The organism is Xylanibacter ruminicola, from assembly GCF_900107775.1.
Taxonomy (GTDB): Bacteria; Bacteroidota; Bacteroidia; order Bacteroidales; family Bacteroidaceae; genus Prevotella; species Prevotella ruminicola_C.
In genome coordinates, this window is sequence record NZ_FNRF01000007.1 from 67,973 (window position 1) to 92,320 (window position 24,348).

The 24,348-nt window shown below is 45.7% G+C and carries 25 protein-coding genes and 1 other RNA gene; 10 read left to right on the top strand and 16 right to left on the bottom strand.

Annotated elements, in window-relative coordinates:
• The first annotated feature begins 8 nt into the window (after positions 1-8).
• Positions 9-515 (top strand): histidine phosphatase family protein, encoded by a 507-nt coding sequence (locus BLU97_RS15010; protein WP_041385866.1) that lies wholly within the window; start codon positions 9-11, stop codon positions 513-515.
• Positions 516-518: 3 nt separating this feature from the next.
• On the opposite strand, the gene BLU97_RS15015 is transcribed toward BLU97_RS15010, so the two are convergent.
• Positions 519-1,388, bottom strand: coding sequence for a hypothetical protein (locus BLU97_RS15015; RefSeq protein ID WP_074762269.1), 870 nt, complete (start codon positions 1,386-1,388; stop codon positions 519-521).
• A gap of 158 nt (positions 1,389-1,546) precedes the next feature.
• Here BLU97_RS15015 and BLU97_RS15020 point away from each other — a divergent pair, with 158 nt between their 5' ends.
• Positions 1,547-3,064, top strand: coding sequence for a capsule assembly Wzi family protein (locus tag BLU97_RS15020; RefSeq protein WP_074762270.1), 1,518 nt, complete (start codon positions 1,547-1,549; stop codon positions 3,062-3,064).
• A gap of 107 nt (positions 3,065-3,171) precedes the next feature.
• Positions 3,172-3,513 carry a lipocalin-like domain-containing protein gene (locus tag BLU97_RS15025; protein WP_410543916.1) on the top strand — a complete coding sequence of 114 codons (342 nt, stop codon included), beginning with the start codon at positions 3,172-3,174 and terminating at the stop codon, positions 3,511-3,513.
• 3 nt (positions 3,514-3,516) lie between these two features.
• Here the strand turns inward: BLU97_RS15025 and BLU97_RS15030 are convergent, their stop codons facing one another.
• The 9 genes from BLU97_RS15030 to BLU97_RS15070 all read right to left on the bottom strand — a co-directional run bounded on the left by BLU97_RS15030 (position 3,517) and on the right by BLU97_RS15070 (position 12,733).
• Positions 3,517-4,089, bottom strand: coding sequence for a sugar transferase (locus tag BLU97_RS15030; protein WP_074762271.1), 573 nt, complete (start codon positions 4,087-4,089; stop codon positions 3,517-3,519).
• Positions 4,086-4,673, bottom strand: a complete 588-nt coding sequence (locus tag BLU97_RS15035; RefSeq protein ID WP_074762272.1) for a sugar transferase — start codon at positions 4,671-4,673, stop codon at positions 4,086-4,088. The genes BLU97_RS15030 and BLU97_RS15035 overlap by 4 nt, the downstream gene beginning before the upstream one ends.
• Complete coding sequence (locus tag BLU97_RS15040; RefSeq protein ID WP_074762273.1) at positions 4,670-5,863, bottom strand: DegT/DnrJ/EryC1/StrS family aminotransferase; 1,194 nt, start codon at positions 5,861-5,863, stop codon at positions 4,670-4,672. Before BLU97_RS15040 ends, BLU97_RS15035 begins: the two co-directional genes overlap by 4 nt.
• A gap of 3 nt (positions 5,864-5,866) precedes the next feature.
• Entirely contained in the window at positions 5,867-6,889 is a 1,023-nt protein-coding gene (locus tag BLU97_RS15045; protein ID WP_074762274.1) for a glycosyltransferase family 2 protein, read from the bottom strand.
• Positions 6,890-6,984: 95 nt separating this feature from the next.
• Positions 6,985-8,265: a lipopolysaccharide biosynthesis protein gene (locus BLU97_RS15050; protein WP_074762275.1), complete on the bottom strand. Its 1,281-nt coding sequence runs from the start codon at positions 8,263-8,265 to the stop codon at positions 6,985-6,987.
• Entirely contained in the window at positions 8,259-9,509 is a 1,251-nt protein-coding gene (locus tag BLU97_RS15055) for an O-antigen polymerase (protein ID WP_081353056.1), read from the bottom strand. The genes BLU97_RS15050 and BLU97_RS15055 overlap by 7 nt, the downstream gene beginning before the upstream one ends.
• A gap of 12 nt (positions 9,510-9,521) precedes the next feature.
• A complete protein-coding gene (locus BLU97_RS15060) occupies positions 9,522-11,072 on the bottom strand; it encodes a GumC family protein (protein ID WP_074762277.1) in 1,551 nt (516 codons plus the stop codon).
• Positions 11,073-11,090: 18 nt separating this feature from the next.
• Positions 11,091-11,951, bottom strand: coding sequence for a hypothetical protein (locus BLU97_RS15065; protein WP_139209057.1), 861 nt, complete (start codon positions 11,949-11,951; stop codon positions 11,091-11,093).
• Positions 11,952-11,974: 23 nt separating this feature from the next.
• Complete coding sequence (locus BLU97_RS15070) at positions 11,975-12,733, bottom strand: polysaccharide biosynthesis/export family protein (protein ID WP_175456400.1); 759 nt, start codon at positions 12,731-12,733, stop codon at positions 11,975-11,977.
• 215 nt (positions 12,734-12,948) lie between these two features.
• Between BLU97_RS15070 and ssrA the strand changes: the two genes are divergently transcribed.
• The 4 genes from ssrA to BLU97_RS15095 all read left to right on the top strand — a co-directional run bounded on the left by ssrA (position 12,949) and on the right by BLU97_RS15095 (position 17,208).
• Positions 12,949-13,349, top strand: a transfer-messenger RNA (tmRNA) gene (ssrA, locus tag BLU97_RS15075).
• 628 nt (positions 13,350-13,977) lie between these two features.
• Positions 13,978-14,556, top strand: coding sequence for a hypothetical protein (locus tag BLU97_RS15085; RefSeq protein ID WP_139209058.1), 579 nt, complete (start codon positions 13,978-13,980; stop codon positions 14,554-14,556).
• A 7-nt stretch (positions 14,557-14,563) separates the two neighbouring features.
• Positions 14,564-15,838 carry an FAD-dependent oxidoreductase gene (locus BLU97_RS15090; RefSeq protein WP_074762282.1) on the top strand — a complete coding sequence of 425 codons (1,275 nt, stop codon included), beginning with the start codon at positions 14,564-14,566 and terminating at the stop codon, positions 15,836-15,838.
• Positions 15,839-15,846: 8 nt separating this feature from the next.
• On the top strand, positions 15,847-17,208 hold the full coding sequence (locus BLU97_RS15095) for an MATE family efflux transporter (protein WP_074762283.1): 1,362 nt from the start codon (positions 15,847-15,849) through the stop codon (positions 17,206-17,208).
• A gap of 33 nt (positions 17,209-17,241) precedes the next feature.
• Here the strand turns inward: BLU97_RS15095 and BLU97_RS15100 are convergent, their stop codons facing one another.
• Both BLU97_RS15100 and BLU97_RS15105 read right to left on the bottom strand, forming a co-directional pair.
• Positions 17,242-18,513, bottom strand: a complete 1,272-nt coding sequence (locus tag BLU97_RS15100) for a VapE domain-containing protein (protein ID WP_074762284.1) — start codon at positions 18,511-18,513, stop codon at positions 17,242-17,244.
• Between the two features lie 2 nt (positions 18,514-18,515).
• Positions 18,516-18,779, bottom strand: a complete 264-nt coding sequence (locus BLU97_RS15105) for a hypothetical protein (protein ID WP_074762285.1) — start codon at positions 18,777-18,779, stop codon at positions 18,516-18,518.
• A gap of 727 nt (positions 18,780-19,506) precedes the next feature.
• Here BLU97_RS15105 and BLU97_RS15110 point away from each other — a divergent pair.
• The 3 genes from BLU97_RS15110 to BLU97_RS15120 all read left to right on the top strand — a co-directional run bounded on the left by BLU97_RS15110 (position 19,507) and on the right by BLU97_RS15120 (position 21,164).
• On the top strand, positions 19,507-19,905 hold the full coding sequence (locus BLU97_RS15110; RefSeq protein WP_074762286.1) for an HU family DNA-binding protein: 399 nt from the start codon (positions 19,507-19,509) through the stop codon (positions 19,903-19,905).
• 83 nt (positions 19,906-19,988) lie between these two features.
• Positions 19,989-20,807 carry a hypothetical protein gene (locus BLU97_RS15115; RefSeq protein WP_074762287.1) on the top strand — a complete coding sequence of 273 codons (819 nt, stop codon included), beginning with the start codon at positions 19,989-19,991 and terminating at the stop codon, positions 20,805-20,807.
• Between the two features lie 54 nt (positions 20,808-20,861).
• Positions 20,862-21,164 (top strand): nucleotidyltransferase family protein, encoded by a 303-nt coding sequence (locus tag BLU97_RS15120; protein WP_033150005.1) that lies wholly within the window; start codon positions 20,862-20,864, stop codon positions 21,162-21,164.
• Between the two features lie 118 nt (positions 21,165-21,282).
• On the opposite strand, the gene BLU97_RS15125 is transcribed toward BLU97_RS15120, so the two are convergent.
• The 4 genes from BLU97_RS15125 to BLU97_RS15140 form a co-directional block, all read right to left on the bottom strand.
• On the bottom strand, positions 21,283-21,606 hold the full coding sequence (locus BLU97_RS15125; protein WP_074762288.1) for a nucleotidyltransferase domain-containing protein: 324 nt from the start codon (positions 21,604-21,606) through the stop codon (positions 21,283-21,285).
• Positions 21,607-21,730: 124 nt separating this feature from the next.
• The gene (pepI, locus tag BLU97_RS15130; RefSeq protein WP_074762289.1) at positions 21,731-22,603 is read right to left on the bottom strand and encodes a proline iminopeptidase; all 873 of its coding nucleotides are present in this window, start codon (positions 22,601-22,603) and stop codon (positions 21,731-21,733) included.
• Between the two features lie 3 nt (positions 22,604-22,606).
• Positions 22,607-23,137, bottom strand: coding sequence for an FHA domain-containing protein (locus BLU97_RS15135; protein ID WP_013065595.1), 531 nt, complete (start codon positions 23,135-23,137; stop codon positions 22,607-22,609).
• A 3-nt stretch (positions 23,138-23,140) separates the two neighbouring features.
• Entirely contained in the window at positions 23,141-24,244 is a 1,104-nt protein-coding gene (locus BLU97_RS15140) for an SPOR domain-containing protein (protein ID WP_074762290.1), read from the bottom strand.
• Positions 24,245-24,348 lie beyond the last annotated feature (104 nt).

The following is a 24,348-nucleotide window of genomic DNA, read 5'->3' on the forward strand; positions in this document are numbered from 1 at the left end:
AATAGATGATGACAACTTTATACTTAGTACGACATGGCGAGACGGTAGATAACGCCAATCAGATTATGCAGGGACAAACTCAGGGCGAGTTGAACGAAAATGGTGTTCAGCAGGCTCGTGCGTTCAGTGAGCAGTGGAAGAATAAGGAGATTGATATTATATTGGCCAGCGATCTGAAACGCTCTATTGATACCGCCCGTATCATTGCCGAGCCACATCAGTTAGAGGTGCTTACTACGCCTTTGCTTCGTGAACGCGACTGGGGAAGCTTTACCGGGCGCTTTATTCCTGATTTGAAAGGCGAGGTTTGGCCTGATGATATCGAGACATTAGAAAACCTTCTTTCCAGGGCGGGCGAATTCATCGCGTATGTCAAGCAGACATTCCCCGGAAAGAAGGTGTTGGCCGTAGGCCATGGCATCATCAACAAAGCTATACAATCATTTTACTATCAAAAGCCAATGAACGAAATTCAAAGGATGCAGAACGCCGAGGTCCGCATCCTTGAGTTGTAAGTCTTATCGGCGTCCTCCCATGCGGCTACCCTCTGAGTGATTTGCACCAGACGAGTGGCTTGAGTTGCTGTGAGTGCTGCCGCCTATTGAGCGAGTTCCGTGAGAACTGCTGCTGTGCATGCTGCTGCTATTTGAACCACCGCGATAGCCTGAGAATGAACTGTTGTTGCGATGTGAATCAGAGTGGCGATATACATCGTCGTTACGATTGGTATTGTTGCGACGTTCGATGTTGCGGTTGTCGTAACGGCGCTGACTGTCGTTGTGACGATAGCTGTCGTGGCGACCATCGATACGATGACTATCGTGACGACCAGTTACACGGGTTGAACTGTGACGAGGGTTGCGGAAGTCGCCACGATTCCAGCGATCGTGCATTCCGAAGTGCTGTCTGTGAGTAGGACGGAAGTGCTCTCTGCGTCCATAGTAGTAGCCATGAGTGCCATGAATGTGCCAGGCATGTCCACCACGATAGGTTGCATAGAAGTGAGGACGGCCGAAGTAGAAGAAATCGCGATGCGGATAGCGGCGATAGATGCCGAAGTGCCAGTAACCAGCCTCCCAATAGAGTGGACGATAGAAGTAGCTGGCTGCAATGTATGCATTCCACTGCCAATCGTACAGGATATAACTCAAATCAAGATTTCTGCGCTCCCAGTAAGTGCCAAAAACATCATCGCGTCCGGCTACCCCCATCAGATAGTCGAGGTTTATCTCGTATGCAGCCTCATACTGCTCGTCGGTGAGGTTCAGCTCGTACGCCATCTTATCGGTGAGGAACAGGGCTTCGTTGCGGGCCTGCTCGTAGCTCATTGCACTCGCTGCCATTGTCGAGGTCAGCATCACCATCAGTGCGAAAAACATCTTCTTCATAATCGTATCATTTAAATGGTTTCACATTCTGTTTTGTTAATCACAGTGCAAAGAAACAACATTTTGGGTTTATACGCAAAGGATTTTCCCTAATAAGGTAGAGGAAATTCCCTAAAAGTATTTTTAAGAAAGAAAAAATTCGTATCTTTGCCCCCAGTATGAAGAAATTCTGGTCTATATTATTAATAATGTGTAGCCCTTTGGCTATATGCGCTCAGCAGCGTTCGCTTACCGATAGTGTTCAGTATCGGGTTGAGATGCAGGCTACTCTGTCGTCAGGCGATCATGAGCCCTTGTGGTTGAATGCCAACAAGTATGGACTTAGTTCGCTGAAAACCGCTAATGGCTATGTGCGTGGTGCGATAGAACGAAAGCTCAGTGCTGATGATGGGCGCAAGTGGGGGATTGGATACGGGGCCGATGTGGCTGTGGCTGCCGGTTTCACCAGTACGTTGGTGGTTCAGCAGGCTTATGTCGAAGGTCGCTGGCTGAAGGGAACACTGACTATTGGTGCCAAGGAATATCCGATGGAACTAAAGAATCAGGCATTGAGCTCAGGTTCTCAAACCTTGGGTATCAATGCACGTCCTGTGCCTCAGGTACGATTGGCGCTGCCTGAATACTGGACTATCCCTGGTACAAACAACTGGTTGGCGCTGAAAGGACATATCGCTTACGGCAAAACCACCGACGATGGTTGGCAAAAGGATTTTGTAGCTCCTCAGAACCGTTACACCGAAGGGACGCTCTATCATAGTAAGGCTGGATACCTGAAGATTGGTCCAGGTAACTTTTCTGCAGAGTTAGGCTTAGAAATGGCCTGCCAGTTTGGAGGAACTTCGTATATGAGATCGGATGATGGTGATAAGGTTTTCCATAATGCTTCTGGGCTAAAAGCATTCTTTCATGCTTTTGTGCCAGGTGGGGGCGAGGTTAACGAAAATACTTATCAGAATGACGAAGGAAATCAGTTGGGTAGTTGGATACTCCGCTTAAACTACGATGCCCCCCAATGGCGTATGAGTATCTATGCTGATAAGTACTTTGAGGACCATTCGGGTATGTTTATGCTCGAATATGATGGATATGGAACAGGTGCAGAATGGGAGGCTAAGAAGTCAAATCGCTATCTTTTGTACAATCTCAAGGATATCATGCTTGGAGCCGAGTTGCAATTGAAAGAAGTTTCCTGGCTGAATAATATTGTTGTTGAGTATCTCTATTCAAAATATCAGAGTGGTAGTGTGTATCACGATCACACACCTTCTTTTTCTGATCATATCGGTGGTCTGGACGAGTACTATAACCATCATATTTTTATGGGTTGGCAACATTGGGGACAAGTTATGGGAAATCCACTCTACCTTTCGCCCATTTATAACAGCGATGGAAAGATTGAGGTTAAGAACAATCGCTTTGCGGCTTGGCATTTAGGTGTAAGTGGTCAACCATTGCCCAAACTGCATTATCGCTTGTTAGCTTCATGGCAGGATGGGCTAGGCCGTTATAAGAGTCCTTATACCCATCGAAAGTACAATACAAGTGTTTTGGCCGAGATGGGATGGCAGTTCTTGGATGGCTGGAAGGCCGTATTTGCATGGGGCGCCGACTTTGGAGCTATCAGAGGCAATAATAACGGCTTTCAGTTTACAATCAGTAAATCAGGATTATTATAGATAAAATCATGAAACAGTTCTTATTATATATAATAGGTATAGGCCTGTTTTTTACAAGCTGTGATATCGAGACTTCCGATAATGGGAATCTAGATGGCTATTGGCATTTGGTTCGTGTTGACACCTTGGCCACTGGTGGCTATAGCGATTTGTCTGATACCCGTGTGTTTTGGGGAGTGCAGATGAATCTGATACAAGCCGTTGATCATGATAACGATACAGGTCATTACGGCTATCTGTTTAACTTCGACTATAATAATCAATCTTTACGCTTGTATAATGCTCATAAACACGATCGTGCTGCGGGCGATCCTTTGGTAAATGATGCTGAAGTGTTATCGCCCCTTGGTATCACAAAACTGGATGACTTGTTTGTGGTTGAAAAACTCAGTAATGACAAGATGGTTCTAAGAGACGATACCTTGCGTTTGTGGTTTGAGAAGATGTAGCCCTTAGAATTTCTTTCCAAACACAATACTGATAAATGTTTGGATAAGTATCTTTGCGTCGAGCCATAACGATTGATGTTCCAAATAGTTCAGGTCCATCTGTAGCCGAATCAACATTTTCTCCATTGTGTCTGTATAGCCATTATGCAGGGTGGCATAGCTTGTAACGCCTGGGCGCAGTACATATAGCAGTTCGTATCGTTTGTCGTGTTCCATAATCATATCGATATAATACTTTCTTTCCGGACGTGGTCCTACAAAAGCCATATCGCCCATCAGAACATTCCACAACTGGGGCAGCTCGTCTAAATGATGATCTCTAAGAAACCTGCCAACACGAGTTAGATTATTATTATGCTCGTGTTTAAACAGTGCGTATTCTTCTTGCTCAATATGAACCTTCAAACTTCTGAATTTCAAGATATAGAATGGGTTTCCGTTCAGGCCGATTCTTTCCTGTTTAAAGAAAGCGGGACCTCCGTCTTCTATACGTATAGCGACATAGATGAGTGCGAACAACGGCATAAATAGAATCAGGCAGATGAGTGCCAAACAGAAATCAATAGTTCTTTTCATGCCATCAAACTTTTAAAGGTTTTGAAGATAATCTTGAAGTATTCGCTAATGGTATAGTGGTTTATATACTTCATGTTCAGTTTAATCTTGTCTGGCATGATTGTTTCGATATATAAACGGTCTGGATCCTCTGCTTTTTCGAGTAATTCGCTTTCGTTTACATACTCTATTGAAGCATAATCGGTAATGCCAGGTCTTACGCTTAGTACTCTTCGTTGTTCATCAGAATACATATTAACGTATTTCCTTACTTCGGGGCGCGGACCTACTAAACTCATATCGCCTTTAAGCACGTTGAATAGCTGTGGCAGTTCATCGATTTTTGTTCTTCTGAGATAATAACCGATACGGGTTACTCGGTTGTCGCGTTTGCCAATAGTAAGTTGCCCATCAGCATCAGCACCAATTCTCATCGTACGGAACTTATATAATCCAAATGGTTGGCCATTTTTTCCAATTCGTTCTTGTATGTAGAATCCGTGTCCTTTACTCTCAATAATAATGAGAATATATATGAGTAGAAGCATAGGTGAAAGCACTACAAGCCCTACAAATGAGAAGATGATATCCAATAGTCTGATCAACTTATTATTTCTTTGAAGTTTTGTATGATATAATCCACTTCTTCGTCGGTAAGACGGGTGTAAAGTGGAAGGGTAATTTCGTTAATGAACTGATGATAAGCGTTAGGATAGTTGTTGATATCAAATCCTAAGTTCTTATATGCAGTCATCATAGGTAGCGGCTTAAAATGCACGTTACAGGTAATGCCTTGCTCGGCCATCTTTGTTATGATTTCGTTACGCACCTTGCCATCTTTGCCTAATAATCGTACCTGATACAGGTGTCCCGACGAGATGTGCTCGGATGTATAATGATCGCGCACCTGTAGATTCAGTCCATTAAGTTCCTGATCGTAATGCGTAATAAGCTCCTTTCGGCGTGCAAGCATGGCTGGATAGCGTTTCATCTGTACCAATCCGATTGCAGCTGTAAGGTCTGTCATGTTACTTTTGTAGGCAGGCGTCAGTACGTCGTACTCCCATGCACCAAGTTTTGTCTTGGTTAATGCATCTTTACTTTGTCCATGAAGTGAGTTTAACTGGAACTGGTTGTAAAGCCAATTGTCGTCGATGCCTTTTATGGGTTTCCACATCAGCGCTCCTCCCTCGGCAGTAGTGAAGTTCTTTACTGCGTGGAAAGAAAACGATGTAAAGTCGCTTACGCAACCTATTTTCTTGTCGTGCCAACTTGCACCAAAAGCATGAGCTGCATCGTCAACCACAATAACGCGTCCGATAGCTTCTTGCAGTTCGTTGCTGGGCCTGAATAAGTGCCGTTTGCTTTCTACTACACTGCTGATTGCTGTATAGTCACAAGGTACACCACCTATGTCTACAGGTATCACTACTTTGGTGTGTTCGTTTATAGCTGCAGCTAACTGGTCGTAATCCATCTCGTAAGAGTCGGGACTGGTGTCTACGAGTACAAGTTTTGCTCCAACATGGCACACAGGGCTGGCTGTGGCGGTATATGTATAGGCCGAGGTAATAACCTCATCACCAGGCCCTATTCCTAATATGCGCAGTATGGCTTCGAGACAGGCTGTAGCACTACTTTGACAAACTGCAACTCTCGATTCGCAGAAGTTGGCAATCTGCCTCTCGAACTCTTTAGTTCGAGGACCTGTAGTTATCCAGCCAGAAAGTAGTGCGGCTGTAACTTCCTGTGCCTCCTGTTCGGTGATATCTGGTGGCGAAAATGATATTTTCATCGTCTATCTGCTTGGTTTTACTTGAGCGGTCTTTTTACCTAATACGTTGAAGATGCCTACAAGGTATCCTATTCCGTAGCTCATGTGAATGTTGAAAAATACATATGGCATCAGCAATGCGAGTAAGGGCTGATGTGCACGAATCGCTCCCATGCTTCCTACTACTATACCAATGAAAAGATACAATAGCAGAACGGATGTATAAAAGTGCAGGAGTAATGGCCATATCATACATACGACTCCTCCGATGGTTAAGCCGAGAAGGAATAGAATGGGGAAGAACTGCCTTACTGTGGCTGGTGCTCCTAGTTTTTTGTTTACCAGGGGTTTGTATAGTCCGTACTGATAATACATCTTTCGCATTTTGCAGAGTGTATCGCGAGCAGTATAGTTTATGATAACCTGAGGTATCAGGTATATCTTTCCTCCAAGATTAAGCAGTCGTCCGTTAAACTCGTCGTCTTGGTTTCTTACCAGGTCGGTGTCAAACAGTCCTGTTTTGTCAAAGATCTCTCGTTTATAACAGCCGAAAGGCACCGTGTCTGTCTCCATTATTTTCGAGGCGCCGATTTTGTGCATGGAACCTCCTACACCAAACGGATGGCTTGAGGCAAAGGCGATAGCTTGACATATGGGAGTGTCTTTGGCAGGTTGTGTATTCCACACGCCTCCTACGTTATCGGCATTCAGCTGGTAAAGGTATCTTACCAGCTCCGAAATATAGTTGGTTGGATAGGTGCAGTGGGCATCTAAGCGCATAATCACTTCACCTTTAGCCGCCTTTAACCCTTTGTTCAATGCGTATGGTACAATACGCTCGGGGTTGTTCAGCAGTTTAAGGAAACTATATTGTGCTGTGTATCGTTTAATAATCCCGGTACTGTTATCTGTACTGTTTCCGTCGATAAATAACACTTCCATTGCCTCTTTTGGATAATCCTGCTCAAGAATGGATACAATACATGCTTCAATGTATTTCTCTTCATTGAATACGGGGCATATAATGGATACTGTATGAATGTTCATTACTTTAATAACGCAGAATTTCCAAAATCAGTGTGCAAAGTTACAACTATTTTTTTAATTATCTGCAAATTATTAATGATTATTGAGCTTTTGGCTTATTTCTTTCGTAGTACCATCCATGTAATCCATGAGAGCAGTCCTTGTATGCCAGATACTGCTACATAGGCCCAGGCAAAGTGAACGGGTGTGACGGATTGCATGAAAGTAACAACCATTGCCAGTAAACAAATACCTAGGATGATAGCGTTATAAGGTACTACGCTGATGGCATCGATGGTATTGCGGAATAGCATATAAGCTGCTTGTGGTAGTATAGCAAGAATCATGATACGTGTAAGATGGATGGTCGACACGTAGCTGCTTGAAAAAAGTAGCGTTGTGAGGAATTCTGTGAACAGCCAGAGTAGAGCGATGAAAACAAGGGCTGCCAGCGTGTATAATATTGATAAACGCATGATAAGGCGGTTGGCCGCAGCCATTTCGTGGCGGGCGATGGCTTGTGAGATATAAGGCAGCAGTATAATACCCAGGAATGAGAATAGGGGTGTAATGATGGTTACAAAGGTAATGCCAACAGAAAAGTAGGCTGTGGTTTGTAGGCCATAGTAGTTACTGATGTATATGAGTGGAAATGCGGCTAACGAGAACTGAAAGAAATCTGCTATCAGGCGCCCCGAAGAGTATTTGATAATGGTAGTAAGATGGGGGACCAGATTGGTATTCAAATTAATTGAACCACCTTGATGTATGTATCGCCATAATTCCCGGCCCATCAGATAAACTACAAGTAGGATAGTGATAACGAGCCACGAACCGAATACATTGCTTATGGTGAGTAGGGGCAGTAATACCAATGGAATGATGATGGCTAATTGCATGAATAGTTGGCTGCCATTGTACCACAAATACTTACCGCTGCCGCGATAATAGGCAAATACGTATTGTGCTATCGCCAGTATAAAGGCGTAGGCCATGGCAATAAGCATCAGATTACTATTGTTACTTTCACCAATGATGATAGGACGCATCTGCGATGAGAATAACAGGCAGATTGCCAATACTACAGTTGTTATACCAATAATATAAATAAGCGCAGCCGTAAGCAAAGGGGCTGTTTTACGTGGCGGGTTGCTGTTGCGGTAGATGGGGATGTAGCGTGGCAAGGCGATGCCAACACCTGCCAGCATAACAAACGAAAGGACCTGGACGGAACGCTTAATGACGTTGTACTGTCCGAACTCGTCGATGCTTAGTCGGTTGGCCAACAATTTGTTGATGGCAAATGAACAGAGCATGATGAGTATTTGGATGGTAAACGTCAGGATGATATCTTTACCCATTCCAGAATGCAGCTTCTCCTTAATATCTTTCAGCATGTTGGCTCCTTTTTTTGTAACAGATAAAGCAGGATAAATACTAAAGCAAACATGGCCAGATAGGTGGTGTAGGCATAGAATGAGGCCGAGAACGACCACATTAAGAATGCATAAAGTGCCACCAGTACTACCTGATTAAGGACTACCAAGCGATGGGCCGCCAGGGCTTTTACAGCCATGTTGCCTATGATGCCCATTACAAACATCACCACCATGGCTCCTGCCTCACCGAAATCCTCTACTAATGGGCGGAAAATAGTGAAGGTGTTTGAGATTCCAAAGAATCCGTTCTTGCCTATGTTGTTGTATTCCTGATAAATGCCCTGTACGCGATCTTCAAGTCCTAACAGGTTCGAAATGCCCATAAAGGTTCTGCTGCCCCATGTAAGGTCGGTGGGCATATACGACGTGTACCAGAAATCTACATTATGCATATGTCCGATGGTGTAGGTAATGAATTTCTCGCCGATCTCCAGAATCGTCTTTTCGCTCACTTCGCCCGTACGGAATACCATCGAGATAAAGAGGGTTAACAAGAAACCGACAACTATCAGTATGAATCGCAATATTATTTTTCCTTTGATGCGTATGGGGAGTTCGTATGTGTATGAACAAACAATATAGCAGGCAAAGAAAAGAATAAACGATGCTATCATACCCATCTTGAGCGATTGGGTAAGGGCTATGAAGGTGCAGGGGATAAGGGTGATAATACAGAGTGCCTTCTGCCATTTACCTACAAGCCGATAACAGAACCCACCGATGGCTGGTGCTGCATACGAAAATATAAGGAAGAACTGGCTAACTACGTTATACGCCTCGGCTCCTGCATAGCGGTCGCTTGATATGTCTTTATTCATTTCCAGAATCTCGCGCATATCCAGCAATGCCCTCAGGCTGAATCCATGAAGCACGATGGAGTAGAGTGGTGTTACCATAGCCGCTACCAGCATGAAGAGTAGTAATGGAGTAACCCATTGTTCCTTGAACTGTATCTGGACGCTTGTTGCTTCAGGCTGGTAGAAAGTATCGCTAAAGATGGTTCCTGCCACAAAGAATGTTACGCCTGCAAGTACAAAAACGCAGCCATCAAAACGTAGGTCAATATAGTCCTGTAACACTAGAGTTAAGATGCCAAAGCATACCCACATCGCAGCAAAGATACCCGCAGGCTCAAGCCTGAGGATATACTTCCACGATAGCAGAAGAATGATGGCGATTAATGCACAGAACAGGTATACCATGTGGCAGGTTGGTTATCGCTTTTTGCGCTCTCTTACTAAAATAACGCAGGCTGGGACAAACAATCCAAATAGCAGCGCGCCAAAAAGTACGCTTGCCTTTACTGGCGAGGTTTGTTTCTTAACACCTAATGGTGGTGTCAGTACGCGTATATCTGATTTTAGTGCCTTGGCCATCTGGGCTTCCTCCCGCTTCTGTAGCAGGAAAACGTAAACCTCATTCATAACTCTCCAGTCGCGTTCGTCAGATAGTCCGCCAATGGCTTTCTTAGGGGCCGATGCCAACATCTGTTTGCCTTCGCTCTCTTTGGCGCTTACGCTCTTGATCTGGAGCTGCAACTGCTTGATAGCATTCTCGGCAGACGAGAGTACGGCATGGTGCATAGCTGATAGCTGTTGATCGATATCTTTAACCAACGGACTGTTTTGACTTGAACTGGCAATTATCTTGTTTCGCTGCAATTGCAGTTTGTTGTATTCTCCTACCTGGTCGGCCAGTCCCTTGTTGTCGGTAATAAGCAGAGCCGGTAGTAATTCGTCTTTCTTCGATTCATCGCGCAGGTAGTCGCGTATGGCTTGGGTAACATAGAGTTGGTTGCTTAACGCAAGGTGAGCTGTCGAGATGTCTTTGGCTCCTTCGGCATATACTTTAGCCATCACCTCCAGGTCGGGCATCATGGTCTTACTCTTATAGTCGGCAACACGGTTGTCGAGTGTCCTCAGTTCATTTTCCAACGAGGCAAGTCGCTCTACGATATAACGCTCTGAAGCTGCCGATTGCGCCTCTTTGTCATCATTGGCCTCCTTGCGATATTCTGCAATAATAGTGTTGATGATATCGGCTGCTCGCTGTTTTGAAACATCCTTACATTTGATGTCGATGATTGATGCATCGCGACTGCTAACAGCCATCGTGATTGCTTTTTTCTTAAGTCTGGTAACCACAGCCATTGGTTCTGTTCGTTTAACGGTGATGGTTATTTCCTCATCTGTCATCCTGCTCAGGTTGGGTGTTGCTTTCACCTCGATATCGCCTATGCAACTTTTAACGGTATTGCCAACGTGGCCGTTTAGCTCATCGTTGTACTTATCGTCGTTCTTCTTAATCTTGTATATTTTGAAGTCACCGCTCTTGTTAAGATCCATTTTCAGGCTTACATCATCCTCATCTGTCAGCTGCTTGAAAGTGATGATGATGGGTAGCTGTTCGGCATACAGATCCTTGTTGCGGATGCCCTTGATGGTGTAAGTCATATCCAGATGCAGCTGATTTACTACATTAAGCAGTAACCAGGGTGATTGCATGGCATAGAGCTCGTTGTATACGTTTGACGAACCGAAGCCTATGATGCCACCAAGTTCGGCCAGTCCTCCTAATTGCCCCATAATGCCACTCATGCCGCCTTCGTCTCTAACCAGAATCTGTGCACTTCGTGTGTATTTGGGAGGGGTAACTACCAGATATACGATGGCCAGCAACAGGAATGTGACTACCGAAGTAGCATACCATTTCCATTTGTTGAGGCTTACTTTGATGAAGTCGCTGAGGGTAAATCTTTCTTTCATATGCTGTGGATGTTATTTTTAAATCGTCATATTGTAATGTGTTAACAATGCCTGCAGTTGCGTGTCGTTCTCGCCGCCAATGCGATTAGAGTTTGTAAGGCGGTCGTGGGTAAAGTACTGTCGCAGCAAGTCTGTATGATAACAGTTAATGCGCGAGTTGGTAAGTATTCGTTTCTCGGCTTTACAGCGAAGTCCCATCACATAAAGCCAGACATCATCTGCGTTAGGACATAGTCGGGTAAATACTGCCTCGTTTTTAACCTCTTCGTCGAATACGTGACTTGGATAGAAAACCCCGCCAACGCCTAGAGGAAAAAGCTTTGCACTATCGTAACTTAAACCAGCTGATGCGTGGTAATACTCCGGCCATTTGATATAGGGCTCAAGTTTACTATGAATATCTGTTGTTGGCATCTTGGCGTAATTGGTTATGATGGCCTGTGGATGTTTGTTGTGGGCCTCTATGAGTTCCTGAACGAGAAGACGTCCATAGAATACATCGTCGTCCACCGTGATGATATGCTTGTCTGCGAATTCCGATAAAGCATGTATTATTTTGGTGTACGATCTGATATCTTTGGCGTAGCGTATCTCTAAACCGTAATTACATAAGAAACGCAGATTACCTGGCAGATTCTCGTTGCAGAATTTCTGTTCGTTAAGCCATAGCACAATGCGCTCTGGGCGTATGGTTTGTTGTATCAGCGAATATATCGTATATACTACGCTGCTATTAACTCTTTTGTCATAGCTGGTAAGTGATACGATAACGGATGTGTCTTGTTGGGCCGATAACCTGATGGATTTGCGGATACGGATGTCGTACAGAGCTTTGAGTTTCATGAGATTTCCCATGAAAGCCCCCTTAAGAATATCCATCTTATTGCTCAGATACGACATGTTTACTTGAATACCAGAACTGCTATAGTGGTAAGTACAGATACGACCGAAATCCAGAACGAGCCGTTGGTCGTGTCGTTAGCATTAGCCGATTGGCGTTTGCGATAGTTGTTGGGCTGAACATAGATAACGTCGTTCTGCTCAACAAAATAGGCGGGCGACTTTGTCAAGGCTTCGGCATCCAGCATGCTCAGTACATAGGTGTCTTGTTGCCCCTTGGCATTCATTCTTAACACCTTTACTTTGTTGCGGTCGCCGTAAATCGTCATGTCACCAGCACGACTAAGTGCTTGTAGCAGCGTGGTACGGTCGTTCTCGATGGGGTAGAAGCCTGGTTCTTTAACCTCGCCAATTACCGAATAGCCTAGGTTCAGGTATTCTACTGTTACCACAGCATCCTTGGCCACACTCATTTCTTCCATTGTTTGTTTCAGGTGCTTAGCCAACTCTGTTCGAGTCAACCCTGCAGCCTTCGTTCGTCCGATTAATGGGAAGTCTATATAACCGTCTTTATCAATGGTATAACCAGATGTAGCTCTGCTTTGGTTTGTAGACTGAATCTCGTTGTAACCAATAATCTGTGATGTTACGGGCATGTTCAACACATTGTTCAGCTCGGCCGATTTTGTGTTAACCACAATCGATAATTTATCGGCAGGTTTTAAAACAATACTCTGCGTGTTGCTGGTGGCCAGTGTCCTTCCGTCTTCAAGTTCAGGAAAGTAGGCTACTGTTTTGGGTGTAAAACACGATGAGAGCATTGTTGCTGCACATAACGTTATGATTAAGTTCCTAATTTTCATTTTTTACTATTACTTTTATACTATATTTAAACGACTTTTCAGTCGGAATATTATAGAAATCGGCTACAAAAATACTAATTTTTTGCATAAAAACATGGTTTGTACCAGAAAAAGTGCTATCTTTGCAGCCGAAATTGTTAGCGAACAGTTCGATATTACGACATTTACGTCTTGGGGTTGACTGGATTTGACGGCGAGATGAAATGGTACGTAAGCACGCGGAGGCTTCTTTGGTTCCCTCCATAATCTGAGTCAAGGAAAATTTAATTGGCAACAATGAGTATGCTCTCGCTGCCTAATCGAAGTATAGTAGATTACTGGCTTTATTCCTTTACAAGGTAGAGGAACGAGACGTCGCTCCGAGGATGTTGTTCCGAATCCAAAGATCAAGCGGCGCAGGTTAAATCGGAAATAGTTTGTGCAGGCTCCGATGCACGGATGAAGTTTTAGGAGATAAGGTTGCGGTTGGTGGCTTGGGTCTTGCCGCAGCTCGAAAACGAAGGCCAAGATAAGCGTGTAGAAAGCGTATGGTTTCCTTGTGCGGACGAGGGTTCGACTCCCTCCAGCTCCACTATGTTACGCCAGAGGGGCCTCACCCTCGTGAGGGTTCTTCGCAAGCGAAGCGACTACGTCGATTACGACTCCCTCCAGCTCCACTATGTTACGCCCTCGCGAGGTCTCACCCTCGTGAGGGCTCTTTTTTTTCCATTAACCAGTAGAAATAATTACACGTTAATAATTATTAACAATCGGACTGATCCAAATTCAGATATTTCTTTTTATATTTGCAGCATCTATTAACTGAAAGATTGAAAACTTGTGATTATAAACGGTTTATGTGCTGATTATGGCAGCCGTTTCTGCCCATGTATTTTGGCGGTGACGGGTGGTTGTGTAGTTTGCAGTCAGGTCAATGGCAAGGCCTTTTGCGACTGTAAGGCCAGTGGTGGTATCTGCATCAAGCAGGAACTGCTCAGAAATGGTGGGAAGGCAAACCCCGGTAGGTTAACGTATGAATGCGAGGTGATATCGGTGATTCATTACGACGGCTTGGTATTTTTAAGGGTGAAGGTTCCTATATCATTAGAGAGGGAGGTGAAACGTCCGGGCGGCTTTGTGTTTGTACGCCGTAAAGATGCGGCTTCCTGGTACGATGTCCCATCTCCGTACAATTTGAGGAGATGATGGTGGGCAGCATCGGAATGACCCTTCTTTTTCGTGGTGTCAAGACGAACCAGTTCAAGGACTTGGCCGAGGGTGACACGCTACTGCTACGCGGCCCGTTCAACAACGGCCTGTTAGGATTGCAGCATCTGGAAGCGCAACAATCGAGTCGCTGCCTGATACTGACCAAGGGCATTGGTTTATTGCCATCGGTATCCGCAGTCAGATATCTTCAATCCAGACACAACGAAACAGAATTGTATGTTGACGAAGGAAATTTCTCACCTTCTATCCTGAAGTTCCAGCTCGATCTGTTTGAACTCCCATTTAAGCCTTTGACTCTGCTTGATGACGATGGTGAGCTCAGCACACCTGCCAAGCACGTTATCAGACGGTTCGTGGCCGATGGCGGCAGCCTGATTCATGTCGGTGCTTCGGAATATGTGATACACCAGGTGGCCGCCTATCTGCATTATATCGGCAACCGTCATGTAAAGCTTTCGGCCTGTAACAATGCCAGGATGTGTTGCGGCGAAGGTGTGTGCGGCGCATGCACAGAAATAACTGCCGACAGACGGGTTATTCATCATTGTAAAGAACAAGTAAAAATAAAATAAACGTTATATGAGAGTTATTATCATAGGAGGCGGATGGGCTGGTACAGCCGCTGCGATAGCTGCAAGAAAAGCTGGCGCCGAGGTTTGTCTGATAGAGAAAACAGATATGTTGCTGGGATGTGGCAATGCAGGTGGAATCATGCGTAACAACGGTAGGTTCACGGCTGCCGAAGAGATGATTGCGCTGGGAGGTGGCGAACTGTTCCAGTTGATTGACCGCATTGCGCTGCACCGCAACGTGGAGTTCCCAGGTCATCATCACGCCACACTCTATCCTGTCAACACCATCGAGGCGCATGTTCGTAGACTGGTTCTGGAAATGGGTGTTGATGTTCACTGTTCTACACACATCTGCGATGTAGTGTGTGATAACAATCAGTTGAAAGGTGTCTATGCCGACTCAGGCGACCTTTTCGAAGGTGATGTCTTCATTGAGACTACAGGTAGTGCCGGACCAATGGGTAACTGCTTGAAATATGGCAATGGTTGCTGCATGTGCGTGCTGCGCTGCCCAGCCTTTGGCCCGCGCATCAGTATCACTGAGCGCTGTGGAGGTCAGGATTATCAGGGCGAACGCCAGCCCGACATGTTCGGTGTGTTCTCTGGATCGTGCAAGGTGTCGAAAGAGAGTCTGTCGGCAGCGCTGCAGGAAGAATTGAACAGCAAAGGAGTAGCCTTGATACCACTTCCTAAGGAGGAAATCAACTACGACAAACTGAAGATAAAGGCCTGTAAGCAATATGCCATCAAGGATTTCTCTGAGAATATGATCCTACTCGATACTGGCGACGCCAAGCTCATGACCAGCTACTATCCCGTTGAGAAGTTGAGGCGGCTGCCCGGCATGGAAAATGCCCGTTACGTAGATCCATGTGCTGGCAGCAAGGGCAACTCCATACGTTACCTCTCAGTAGCCTACCGCTCAAATGCCATGACTGTGGATGGTATCAGCAACCTGCTTTGCGCCGGCGAGAAAAGTGGTCTGTTTATTGGTCACACAGAGGCCATTACCACAGGAACCTTGGCTGGTCACAACGCTGCACGACTGGCTGCCGCCAAGCCCTTGCTGACACTGCCGCAGACTCTTGCCGTAGGCGACCTCATTGCAGCGGCTAACAGTGCTATCAAGGAAAGGCACGACACCATGGAGCGCTTTACCTTCTCGGGGGGAAACTACTTCAACCGCATGAAGGAAAAGCAGCTATACACCACCGACATCGAAGCCATCAGACAGCGGGTGGAACAGGCTGGACTGCTGGGAGTGTATAATGAACATGTATAGCTATCAGAATGCGCTCCTATAAGGTTGACATAGAAGTCTTTGAGCGAATGCCTGTTGCAAGGGCTGTACTAGCTCAGAGTATCCCAGCCATTGTGGCTCAACTGATAGTGCTTCTTTACAACTGGGCCGACACTTTTTTCCTGGCACGTCTGAACAAGCCGGAACTGGTGGCGGCGGCTACTATTGTACTGCCCCTCTATCTGATGCTGACCGCCATCGGTAACCTGCCTGGAGTTGGCGGCGGAAGCCAGTTTGCAAATCATCTGGGCAAGCACGATTATACAGGGGCGCAACGTGTGGCATCGATCACCTTCTGGATGGGTATGATACTGGCATTGGTATGCTGTTTGTCCTTTCCGTTGTATAGTGACATACTACTGAGCCTCATCGGTGCCAACGAACGAACTCTTGCCCCCGCCCAGGAGTATGCGTTCTGGGTGATTACCATCGGCGGCATACCGGTCATCATGAATCTCGTGCTTGCCAATCTGGTCAGAGCAGAGGGCATGGCACTCCAGGCTTCCATCGGCATCTCGGCAGGAGGTATATTGAATTGCTTGCTCGATCCTCTGCTCATGCTGCCGAGCATGGGTAATATGGGTATTGTTGGTGCAGGTATCGCCACGGCAGTATCAAACATGGTTTCGGTATTGTGGCTGCTTGTCGTCATCTGGCGTCGCCGAAAGACTGGCGTGTTGACCTTTGCACCACAGCTTCTGCGCTACACCAGGCATTATATAGGCAGCATTTCCAAGGTTGGTTTCCCATCATCTATACAGTATATGCTGACGGTGGTTGCCGTAGCAGCCCTGACGCACTTTGTTGCCCAATATAACACTGAGGCAACAGCAGCCCTTGGCATTGTGAAACGGCTCGACTATCTGCCGCTCTACTTTACCATCGGACTTTCTCAAGGCATCTTGCCACTACTTGCCTACAACCACTCGTCGGGTAACGTTGTCCGGCGCAATCACGTGTTCAAGTGTGGCTGTATCATTTCGTTCGGATTTGCCATGCTGTGCTTCGCTGTCTTTGAAATTTGGGCATACCAATTGGCCATGTTGTTCACACAGGAATCGCTCACGGTATCATACATCGTACCTTTTCTCCGGATACAGGTAGTAGCCATGCCATTCATGGCGGTGTGCTATCCCTCCATCACGCTCTTTCAAGCTATGGAGCGTTCACGAGAGGCCCTTATCTGCAGTATCCTGCGAAAAGGTGTTGTCGATATTCCCCTGCTCATTGTCATGAATGCGCTATGGCCTTTGTTTGGCTGCATGTGGGTGCAGCCGATAGTTGATTTCACTTCAATGTTGGTTGCCTTTTACTTTGCCTCTCAGATTCGGGCTCAGATTCATGACTACTAATCAGCATTTCATTGCACCATTACAGCATGTGTTTTATTTCTCAATCAACCAGTATTCCATGTGGTTGGTTTTGCGTTTGCTCTTAAAATTGAACTGTACATCGTTCAGGGCGTTGCCTATCTTCTGGAATGGCGTTTCTGGGTCGAAGTTGGCATAGCGCGTGGCCAGCACCTGACTGATATCGCCCAGACTCCACCACTTGCCTTGCTCTGTTTCCTTGGGGCGGCGGAAGCTTTCGCCAATCATCTCAACCAGATCGTTCAGTTTCTGGAACGGCTCGTTCTCGGCCATCAGCTGCTTGATTTCATCATCGTTCAGCCAAAAGCGCTCACCTTTATTAAATAGGTATAGGGCCTGGGCAAATAGCTGCTCATGGTTCAGCGTGTCGCTGAAGTCGATGTTGCCCTCTACACCTACGCACACAAAACGGCGACTTCCTGTTGGGTCAACCAGAGGTTTCATTTGGTTGGTAGTGCCGATAAACGAGGTGTAACGGCGATACAACTTGATGGTCTTTCCGTATGGTGGACGAAACTTCACATCGCTCGACGACAGCAGATACTTCAGTACAATCTGCTGCGACGAGGTAGTCTTATCAAACTCATCAATGTTGATGAGGGCAAAACTAGTCAAGGCAATGTTCAGGTCGAACTCGTTCTTGAAGTTCAGCTTGTCGTTGTAGTAATCGCGCAGTTCGGGTGGCAGGATGATCTTGCAGAATCGCGTTTTACCACATCCCTGGCGACCAATCAATAGTGGCGTGAGTGCATTACCTGTCAACTGCTTATCGCTTTCGCGCCATTGTCCTACCATTCCCATCAGCCAATATCTCAGGTACTTGGGCCAATGCGGCTGCGAGGTGGGCACACGGGCTGCAAGTTCGGCTATGTAATCATGCCCGTCCCATTTGGGCAACTGATCAAGCCAGGTATTGATGGGGTCGAACTGCTCAATACGGGTCGAGTCGATAAAACGGTTCACGTTTCTGTCCCATGCTTTCAGTCCTAACTCGGTGGCTCTCAGCGTCATATCGTTACGCACATCTTCGGTAAGAGGCTTGAATCGCTGGTCGTTGCTGAACTTCTCGCGATACTCGGCCACACCTGTTAGCAGGTTCTTACGCATGTCGAAGTTCGAATTCAGGAATATCTCAGTCTTCATCGCCTGGATAGTATCTTCGGGCACACTCTTCAAGGGCTTAATCTTATGCTTCTCGCGATAATCCTCCTGTTCGGTCACGCTATAAACGGTCTGAAAAATCTTCTCAACCAGCATCTTGTCGCGATTCAGCACTGGGTGCAGCATCGTTAGCCCTTTGGCATGCGCCAATCGCCTTTGCGATTCTGGTAGTTGGCCACAAAGCAGATGCGTGGCAGTTTAATGCCACCCTCTATTTGTGTGGTAATCTGTCCGTCGCCCAGTCTGTGTGGATTCATCAAATGATATACCTCGCGTGTTTGGCGCACAGTATTCTCAATCATACCATTCTTGATGGCTGAGGCCATCTCAGCCAACTCTACACGGTTGATAACCTCTTTACGGCCTTCTTTTTTAAGTAATGTAATCTTCATATTTATGTTTATTAGTTATTTGTTTATGATAAAATCGCCCACAAAGGTACTACAAATATTCGAGAATTAATTACATTTTTAGAAATAATTTTTGCTATATAGCCTACATGCCTACATAAAAACGCTTGAAAACCGCATGTACAAAGGGTTTTGTGCGTTTTTAAGCCTACATAAAGTACCACAAAAGCCTACATAAAGCCTACATAAATTCGACCGAAAAGTAGCTTTTCGACATCCCAAAAGTAACTTTTTAAGGCACAAAAAGCTACTTCCTGCCTAGCGAAAACATACTTATTAATGTACTCGCAATATTTCTCCATAAAGGATGTAGTGAAATTCTCTAGAGAATTTTCGGCTAAGTGCCTTACTAAACATTGCTGAGTGCCTAGGCAGTAGCAAAATTCTCTAGAGAATTTTGTAACGAGTATTAAGGATAAAAGCTGCTAACCAGGCAAACAATATCTGTTAGTACGTGGGTAAACGGCAAAAAACATGTAGGCAGCATGTAGGCTTTATGTAGGCTTTTGTGGGGCTTTATGTAGGCTTTAAACTTTGTAACATATTGTGTAATAGGTGTTTAAGGCAAAAATATGTAGGCATGTAGGCTTATTGCATATTTTTTTATTGCAATTTCTCTGCCGCATTCAAAAATAATAATATTTTCATCGATTATTTTGTTTATTCTCTAGAAAATGTGTATTTTTGCAGCACTAAAAACGTATTACTTATGAAATATAGATTAAAGAAAGAAACCAAACCAACGTTGCCCACTTTTGGCAAGTACAAGGCTGTGGCAGTTCACTACCACACCGTAGAGAGCAGGCAACTTATTAAAGAAGTAGCCCAACGCATGGGTACACATACATCTAATGTATTAGCTGTCATGTCGAGTGTAGCCGAGGTTGTAAACAATCATTTACGTGAGGGCGATCGTGTGCGCTTAGAGGACTGGGGCATGATGAAACTCGAAATCGAAAGCGAAAAGGTTGACAATCTCAAAGATTTCAAAGCCAAGAAACACATCCGTGGTGTCCGCCTCCACTTCCTCCCTCAAAGCTACGAAGGCCACCAAGAACTCTACGAAGGTATCACCTTCGAGAAAGACAAAAACTATAGTGAAGAGTAAAATGTCAGACTTGGAAAAATAGTAGCGATATTTTGGTTGTTTCGAAAAATAGTTGTATATTTGCAGCAAAATCGGAATTAATTATGAACAATGCAGACTTTTGGACTTCCATCCACAACATAATTGCAGAGGGCTTTACGTCTGAAGGCCTGCAAAAACTTGATAGTTATGCAGAACAATTTATTAGCGGACGGTTGGTTTATCAACGATTTTCACCGCAGGAACAGCATGGCTGCGCAGCGGGAGGTGCTACAAATGTCATTGCATCCCTGCTCGCGGGAGCAGAAATTGGCTCAGATAGCCAGGATTCGTCAGCACTCAGCGACTACCAAAGAGAGTGCCAACTTGGAGCGCAGCAAGAAAGTGTAATAGAGCGATGGGCAAAAGCTGTTGGAGTCTGGACAGAAAGTGTTGATGAGCAGTTGCCCAAGGTTCTTGGCGAACAGATTGCAGAGGGTGGTGAGGCTAAAGTTTATGATCATGGCTCTACACTGATAAAATCCATTGGCCTTGATTATTTTATCCAGCCCATCTTTGCCCTCGACCGCATAACACTCCATAATACCTATTTCCCTGAGACTCGACTGACAGTTCTTGGCTTTGGACGCGACAAGAACGGGGAGTTTAAGATTATCGTTGAGCAACCCTTCATCGATGGTCAGCCAGTGAGCGATGAAGAGATTGCTGACTATATGCGTCAGATGGGCTTTGAACTAAAAAATCCTCGCAACTGGACCTATGCTACACCTGATATTTACCTCAGCGACATGCATGACGAAAATGTAATCCGTTCCAACAAGTCTGACGCTATTTTCGTCGTGGATTGCGACATTCGTATCAACACCCCTGAGTTAAGACAAGGAGGAACAAGACGGATTTCGAATATGATTGTTTTGAAATAATCAAATTTTGAGATTGCGCATCACCTTCGAGAAAGACAAACTTTACACAGAGGAATGAAAACGTCGCAAGAGTACATAGCTCTGTTACGAGAGCATCAGTCTGAGTTGCAGCAGCAGTTCGGAATAGTAAGCATGCGACTTTTTGGTTCAGTGGCTCGTGGTGATCATCGCGATGGTAGCGATATTGACTTATTCGTGGTTATGCCAGCCAAATTTTTTAATTACATTTTGGCTGCCCAGTATTTGGAGGAACTCTTAGGATGCAAGGTCGATTTGATTCAGGATCATGACAATCTGCGTCCATTCTTCCGCGAACAAATAGAACGCGATGGCATCGATATCTTTACTGTAGCTTAAAATCGTCGAGGATATTGCAGCAGTAACATGGCCAAAGGTCGTGGTTGGGAATAACTAAATAATAACTTCTACCTGCTCAACAAATTCTTTGGAAAGAGGCTGCATTTCAAGAAGAGGCTTATATAAGTTTTATGCCATCACGTACAACGTTGTCGTAGAATGGGGTAATGCTGCTGGCATCCCATTCGGCTTTGGTGTACATAACGGGATTGATTTGTTCGTTGAGTTTCCAACCTAACTCAACAAAGGGGAAACTTACATCATCGTAATCACTCTGTTCCAAGCGGTTCTTTGGCAGAACAATCAGGATATCCCAATCGGATCCTCTTTTTGCTTCGCCTCTCGCTCTTGAACCAAACAGAATAACCAGACTGCCTTTGGGGGCAGACTCACGTGCAACTGCTTTGATTTGGTCGAGTACCTTTCTGTTTTTATCTGTCATACAAAGATGTTTGTTTGTTCTGCTGCAAAAATAGACAAAATACTCCAAACATCCAAATGTTTTGCAAAATATTTCTATTCTTTAGTTGTGCCGCAGGTGAAGGGGTGTTACAGTCCACGTCATGTTAGTCGTTTTCTTCCAGCCACTTGGTAAGCACCTGGCAATACTCCTGGTGAGCATCGATAAAACAGGTGTGGCGCGAGTGGCGGAACAGATGCCATTGGCTGTGGGGGATATGCTCGTAGAGTGAGGCTGCTACAACGGGGGTACAGATGTCGCGTGTACCGCTACAGATAAGTGTAGGCTGAGAAATCTGGTCTAACTTATCGGTGTATTCGAAGTCCTTCAGACTGCCGAGGGGCTGATACTCGTTGGGGCCCCAGCCATAGAGGTAGGCTTCGGCACCAGCACGCTTGGGACGACGGAGACACTCGGGTGAGTGCTCATCAACACTAATAACAAACTGCTCAAAGTAATGATTGTTTGCCTGCAGATAGGCTTCATCATCCCATTTGCCTGTAGCTTCGGCATGGCGGATGGCTTCCTGATCTTCGTCCGACAGGTATTTGATAAGACGGTGCTGCTCGCTGGCCCATAAACTGCTGGAGGCATGGCCTGATGACAGAATGAGCGACTTGATGCCTTGGGGCTGATGGTCGATGACATAGGCGATGGCCTGCATGGCTCCCCACGACTGGCCTAGTATATGTACGGCATCGAGCTGAAGATACTCGCGGATGGCGATAAGTTCGTCAATCCACGTCTTCTGTGTCCAAAGTTCTGGGTGTCCGTCGAGATAAGAATTGCCGCAACCTATCTGGTCGTACGAGATAACCTGTCGTCCTGTTTCGGCGATGCAGTCGAGCACCTCGAAATAGTTGTGCGTACTACCTGGACCGCCATGCAGCAACAATAGCGGTGCTTTCTCCGATGCCTCACCTACTATGCGGTAGTAGGTTTGGTAGCCCATAAACGGCATGTAGCCTTCTGTAATCATATTCTATTCTTCGTCGTTGGATGTGCGAAGGATGATAGAGGTGGCACCAAGGGTGAAGAGGGTGCCATCGCTGATAACGCGACGCTCTTTTGGAGTGAGCTCTACGTTATCGATAAAGGTGCCGGTGTTGCTGTTGTTGTCTTTCAGCGTGTAACGCAAGCCACCTTTCTTATCACGACTAACGGTGATGGTGCAATGATTGAGATCGACGCTGGGATCTACTGTCTCGAAAGCGGTATTGGCGGGATTGCCTTTCTGATAACGCCCAATGATGTTGTCGCCCATACGAAGAGGGATAACCTGCTTGTAATGGAATACGTTTTCGATAACTACGATTGATCCGCAACCCTGTTCGTTGGCCTGCTCGTCGGGATTCTCGTCCTTCTGGCGCTCGCGAAGCTTGCTCACGCCGATACGGATACCAAACTCCTTGCCGCAGTCGGGGCATTTGAAAACCAACGACTGACCAGCCTCGTACTTGGTCTCATCGAAGGTGATGTACTGGTCGCACTTAGGGCAGCGTACTCTCTTCATTGATTATTTTTTCTCGTTATATTTGTAAACCCACGATTCGGCCAAATCCTTTTCTTTGGCTATCTTCTGTAACTGGGTATAAGCATCGGCTTGATTCTCATAGTGACCGTAAACGATACGGGTAATATTGTTGTGCACATAAATCTCGGCACCTTTGTAACCACGCTCTGCCAAGTTGTTGATGAAAATCTCAGCATTCTGCTTGTTAACATGGCTGGCCAGCACAATGCAGTAACCCTCGCGAGTACTGTCGGTCTTGATGGCAACGGGCTTGGTAGCCTCGGCTGGCTTAGCGGGCTTGATGGTATCGAGTATAGCCTCGGCAGTTTTAACTGCGGCAGGCTTCTGAGCATCCTTACGCTTAAAATCGATGGCGCTGGTGTTAGTGTCCTTCGAGGTCATCATGCCAAACAGAATCTGATTGTTCAGATTGTTGATGGTGCTCTTCATCAGCTCGGTCTTGCCAGTAGGCATAGCTACAAAGAACACAGCTAACAGGATGGCGGCAACAGCAACGGCATTGCGAATCCACGAGAACTTGATGCGAACCACATCGGTATCGTCGTCGTTGATATCAACCAAGTTCTGCTGCAGTACGCTGTTAACCTCGGGCTCGGGCTTGGGTTCGGGCTTCATCTCCACAACCTTGGCTTCAGGAGTTTCCTCAACCTCTGGTTGGGCGACACCCTTAATCATGCTCATCTCGAACGAGTTGAGTCCATACAAACTTGGCGTAAGAATGCCAGCCTCGCAAGGGGTGAACACGTAGTTACCATCCTCGTTAAGCTCTATTATACCTATATTATTAAGCTCGTAGCGACCTTCGTTCTGCAGGATTTGCGTCAGTTCGTTCACTTCGTCCTCAATACGCTGAAGGGCCTCTGGGTAGCTGATGTCGTAAGCCTCGATGTACGACTGGGCCAGAAGTGAATCGTTAATCTTAAGTTGTGGGTTAAAACCTAATGTACGGAGTGGGGGAAGGAAGGCCTGTTCGTCTTCCTCGTATCTTGCTTCAACATGGTGCGCCATGAATCCGCCCAAACCGGGCACAATCACGCAGTCGTTGTCGAGCAACAGTATCTCAATATGTCTTTCTAATTCAATCACGGGTGCAAAATTACTGTATTTTTTCGACATAAACAAATAAAAGAAACTTAAAATGCTTGTGATATTAAAAATTTAGTGTACCTTTGCACAAAATTTAGTTGTTA

Coding starts and splice junctions, on each gene's coding strand:
- BLU97_RS15015 (WP_074762269.1), bottom strand. CDS start 1,388: ATGAAGAAGATGTTTTTCGCACTGATGGTGATGCTGACCTCGACAATG.
- BLU97_RS15125 (WP_074762288.1), bottom strand. CDS start 21,606: ATGACAGATAAAAACAGAAAGGTACTCGACCAAATCAAAGCAGTTGCA.
- BLU97_RS15105 (WP_074762285.1), bottom strand. CDS start 18,779: ATGAAGATTACATTACTTAAAAAAGAAGGCCGTAAAGAGGTTATCAAC.
- BLU97_RS15115 (WP_074762287.1), top strand. CDS start 19,989: ATGAACAATGCAGACTTTTGGACTTCCATCCACAACATAATTGCAGAG.
- BLU97_RS15060 (WP_074762277.1), bottom strand. CDS start 11,072: ATGAAAGAAAGATTTACCCTCAGCGACTTCATCAAAGTAAGCCTCAAC.
- BLU97_RS15040 (WP_074762273.1), bottom strand. CDS start 5,863: ATGAAAATATCATTTTCGCCACCAGATATCACCGAACAGGAGGCACAG.
- BLU97_RS15045 (WP_074762274.1), bottom strand. CDS start 6,889: ATGAACATTCATACAGTATCCATTATATGCCCCGTATTCAATGAAGAG.
- BLU97_RS15030 (WP_074762271.1), bottom strand. CDS start 4,089: ATGAAAAGAACTATTGATTTCTGTTTGGCACTCATCTGCCTGATTCTA.
- BLU97_RS15065 (WP_139209057.1), bottom strand. CDS start 11,951: ATGGATATTCTTAAGGGGGCTTTCATGGGAAATCTCATGAAACTCAAA.
- BLU97_RS15020 (WP_074762270.1), top strand. CDS start 1,547: ATGAAGAAATTCTGGTCTATATTATTAATAATGTGTAGCCCTTTGGCT.
- BLU97_RS15120 (WP_033150005.1), top strand. CDS start 20,862: ATGAAAACGTCGCAAGAGTACATAGCTCTGTTACGAGAGCATCAGTCT.
- BLU97_RS15100 (WP_074762284.1), bottom strand. CDS start 18,513: ATGCTGCACCCAGTGCTGAATCGCGACAAGATGCTGGTTGAGAAGATT.
- BLU97_RS15110 (WP_074762286.1), top strand. CDS start 19,507: ATGAAATATAGATTAAAGAAAGAAACCAAACCAACGTTGCCCACTTTT.
- BLU97_RS15085 (WP_139209058.1), top strand. CDS start 13,978: ATGACCCTTCTTTTTCGTGGTGTCAAGACGAACCAGTTCAAGGACTTG.
- BLU97_RS15010 (WP_041385866.1), top strand. CDS start 9: ATGACAACTTTATACTTAGTACGACATGGCGAGACGGTAGATAACGCC.
- pepI (WP_074762289.1), bottom strand. CDS start 22,603: ATGATTACAGAAGGCTACATGCCGTTTATGGGCTACCAAACCTACTAC.
- BLU97_RS15135 (WP_013065595.1), bottom strand. CDS start 23,137: ATGAAGAGAGTACGCTGCCCTAAGTGCGACCAGTACATCACCTTCGAT.
- BLU97_RS15055 (WP_081353056.1), bottom strand. CDS start 9,509: ATGGTATACCTGTTCTGTGCATTAATCGCCATCATTCTTCTGCTATCG.
- BLU97_RS15050 (WP_074762275.1), bottom strand. CDS start 8,265: ATGCTGAAAGATATTAAGGAGAAGCTGCATTCTGGAATGGGTAAAGAT.
- BLU97_RS15095 (WP_074762283.1), top strand. CDS start 15,847: ATGCGCTCCTATAAGGTTGACATAGAAGTCTTTGAGCGAATGCCTGTT.
- BLU97_RS15090 (WP_074762282.1), top strand. CDS start 14,564: ATGAGAGTTATTATCATAGGAGGCGGATGGGCTGGTACAGCCGCTGCG.
- BLU97_RS15070 (WP_175456400.1), bottom strand. CDS start 12,733: ATGCTCTCATCGTGTTTTACACCCAAAACAGTAGCCTACTTTCCTGAA.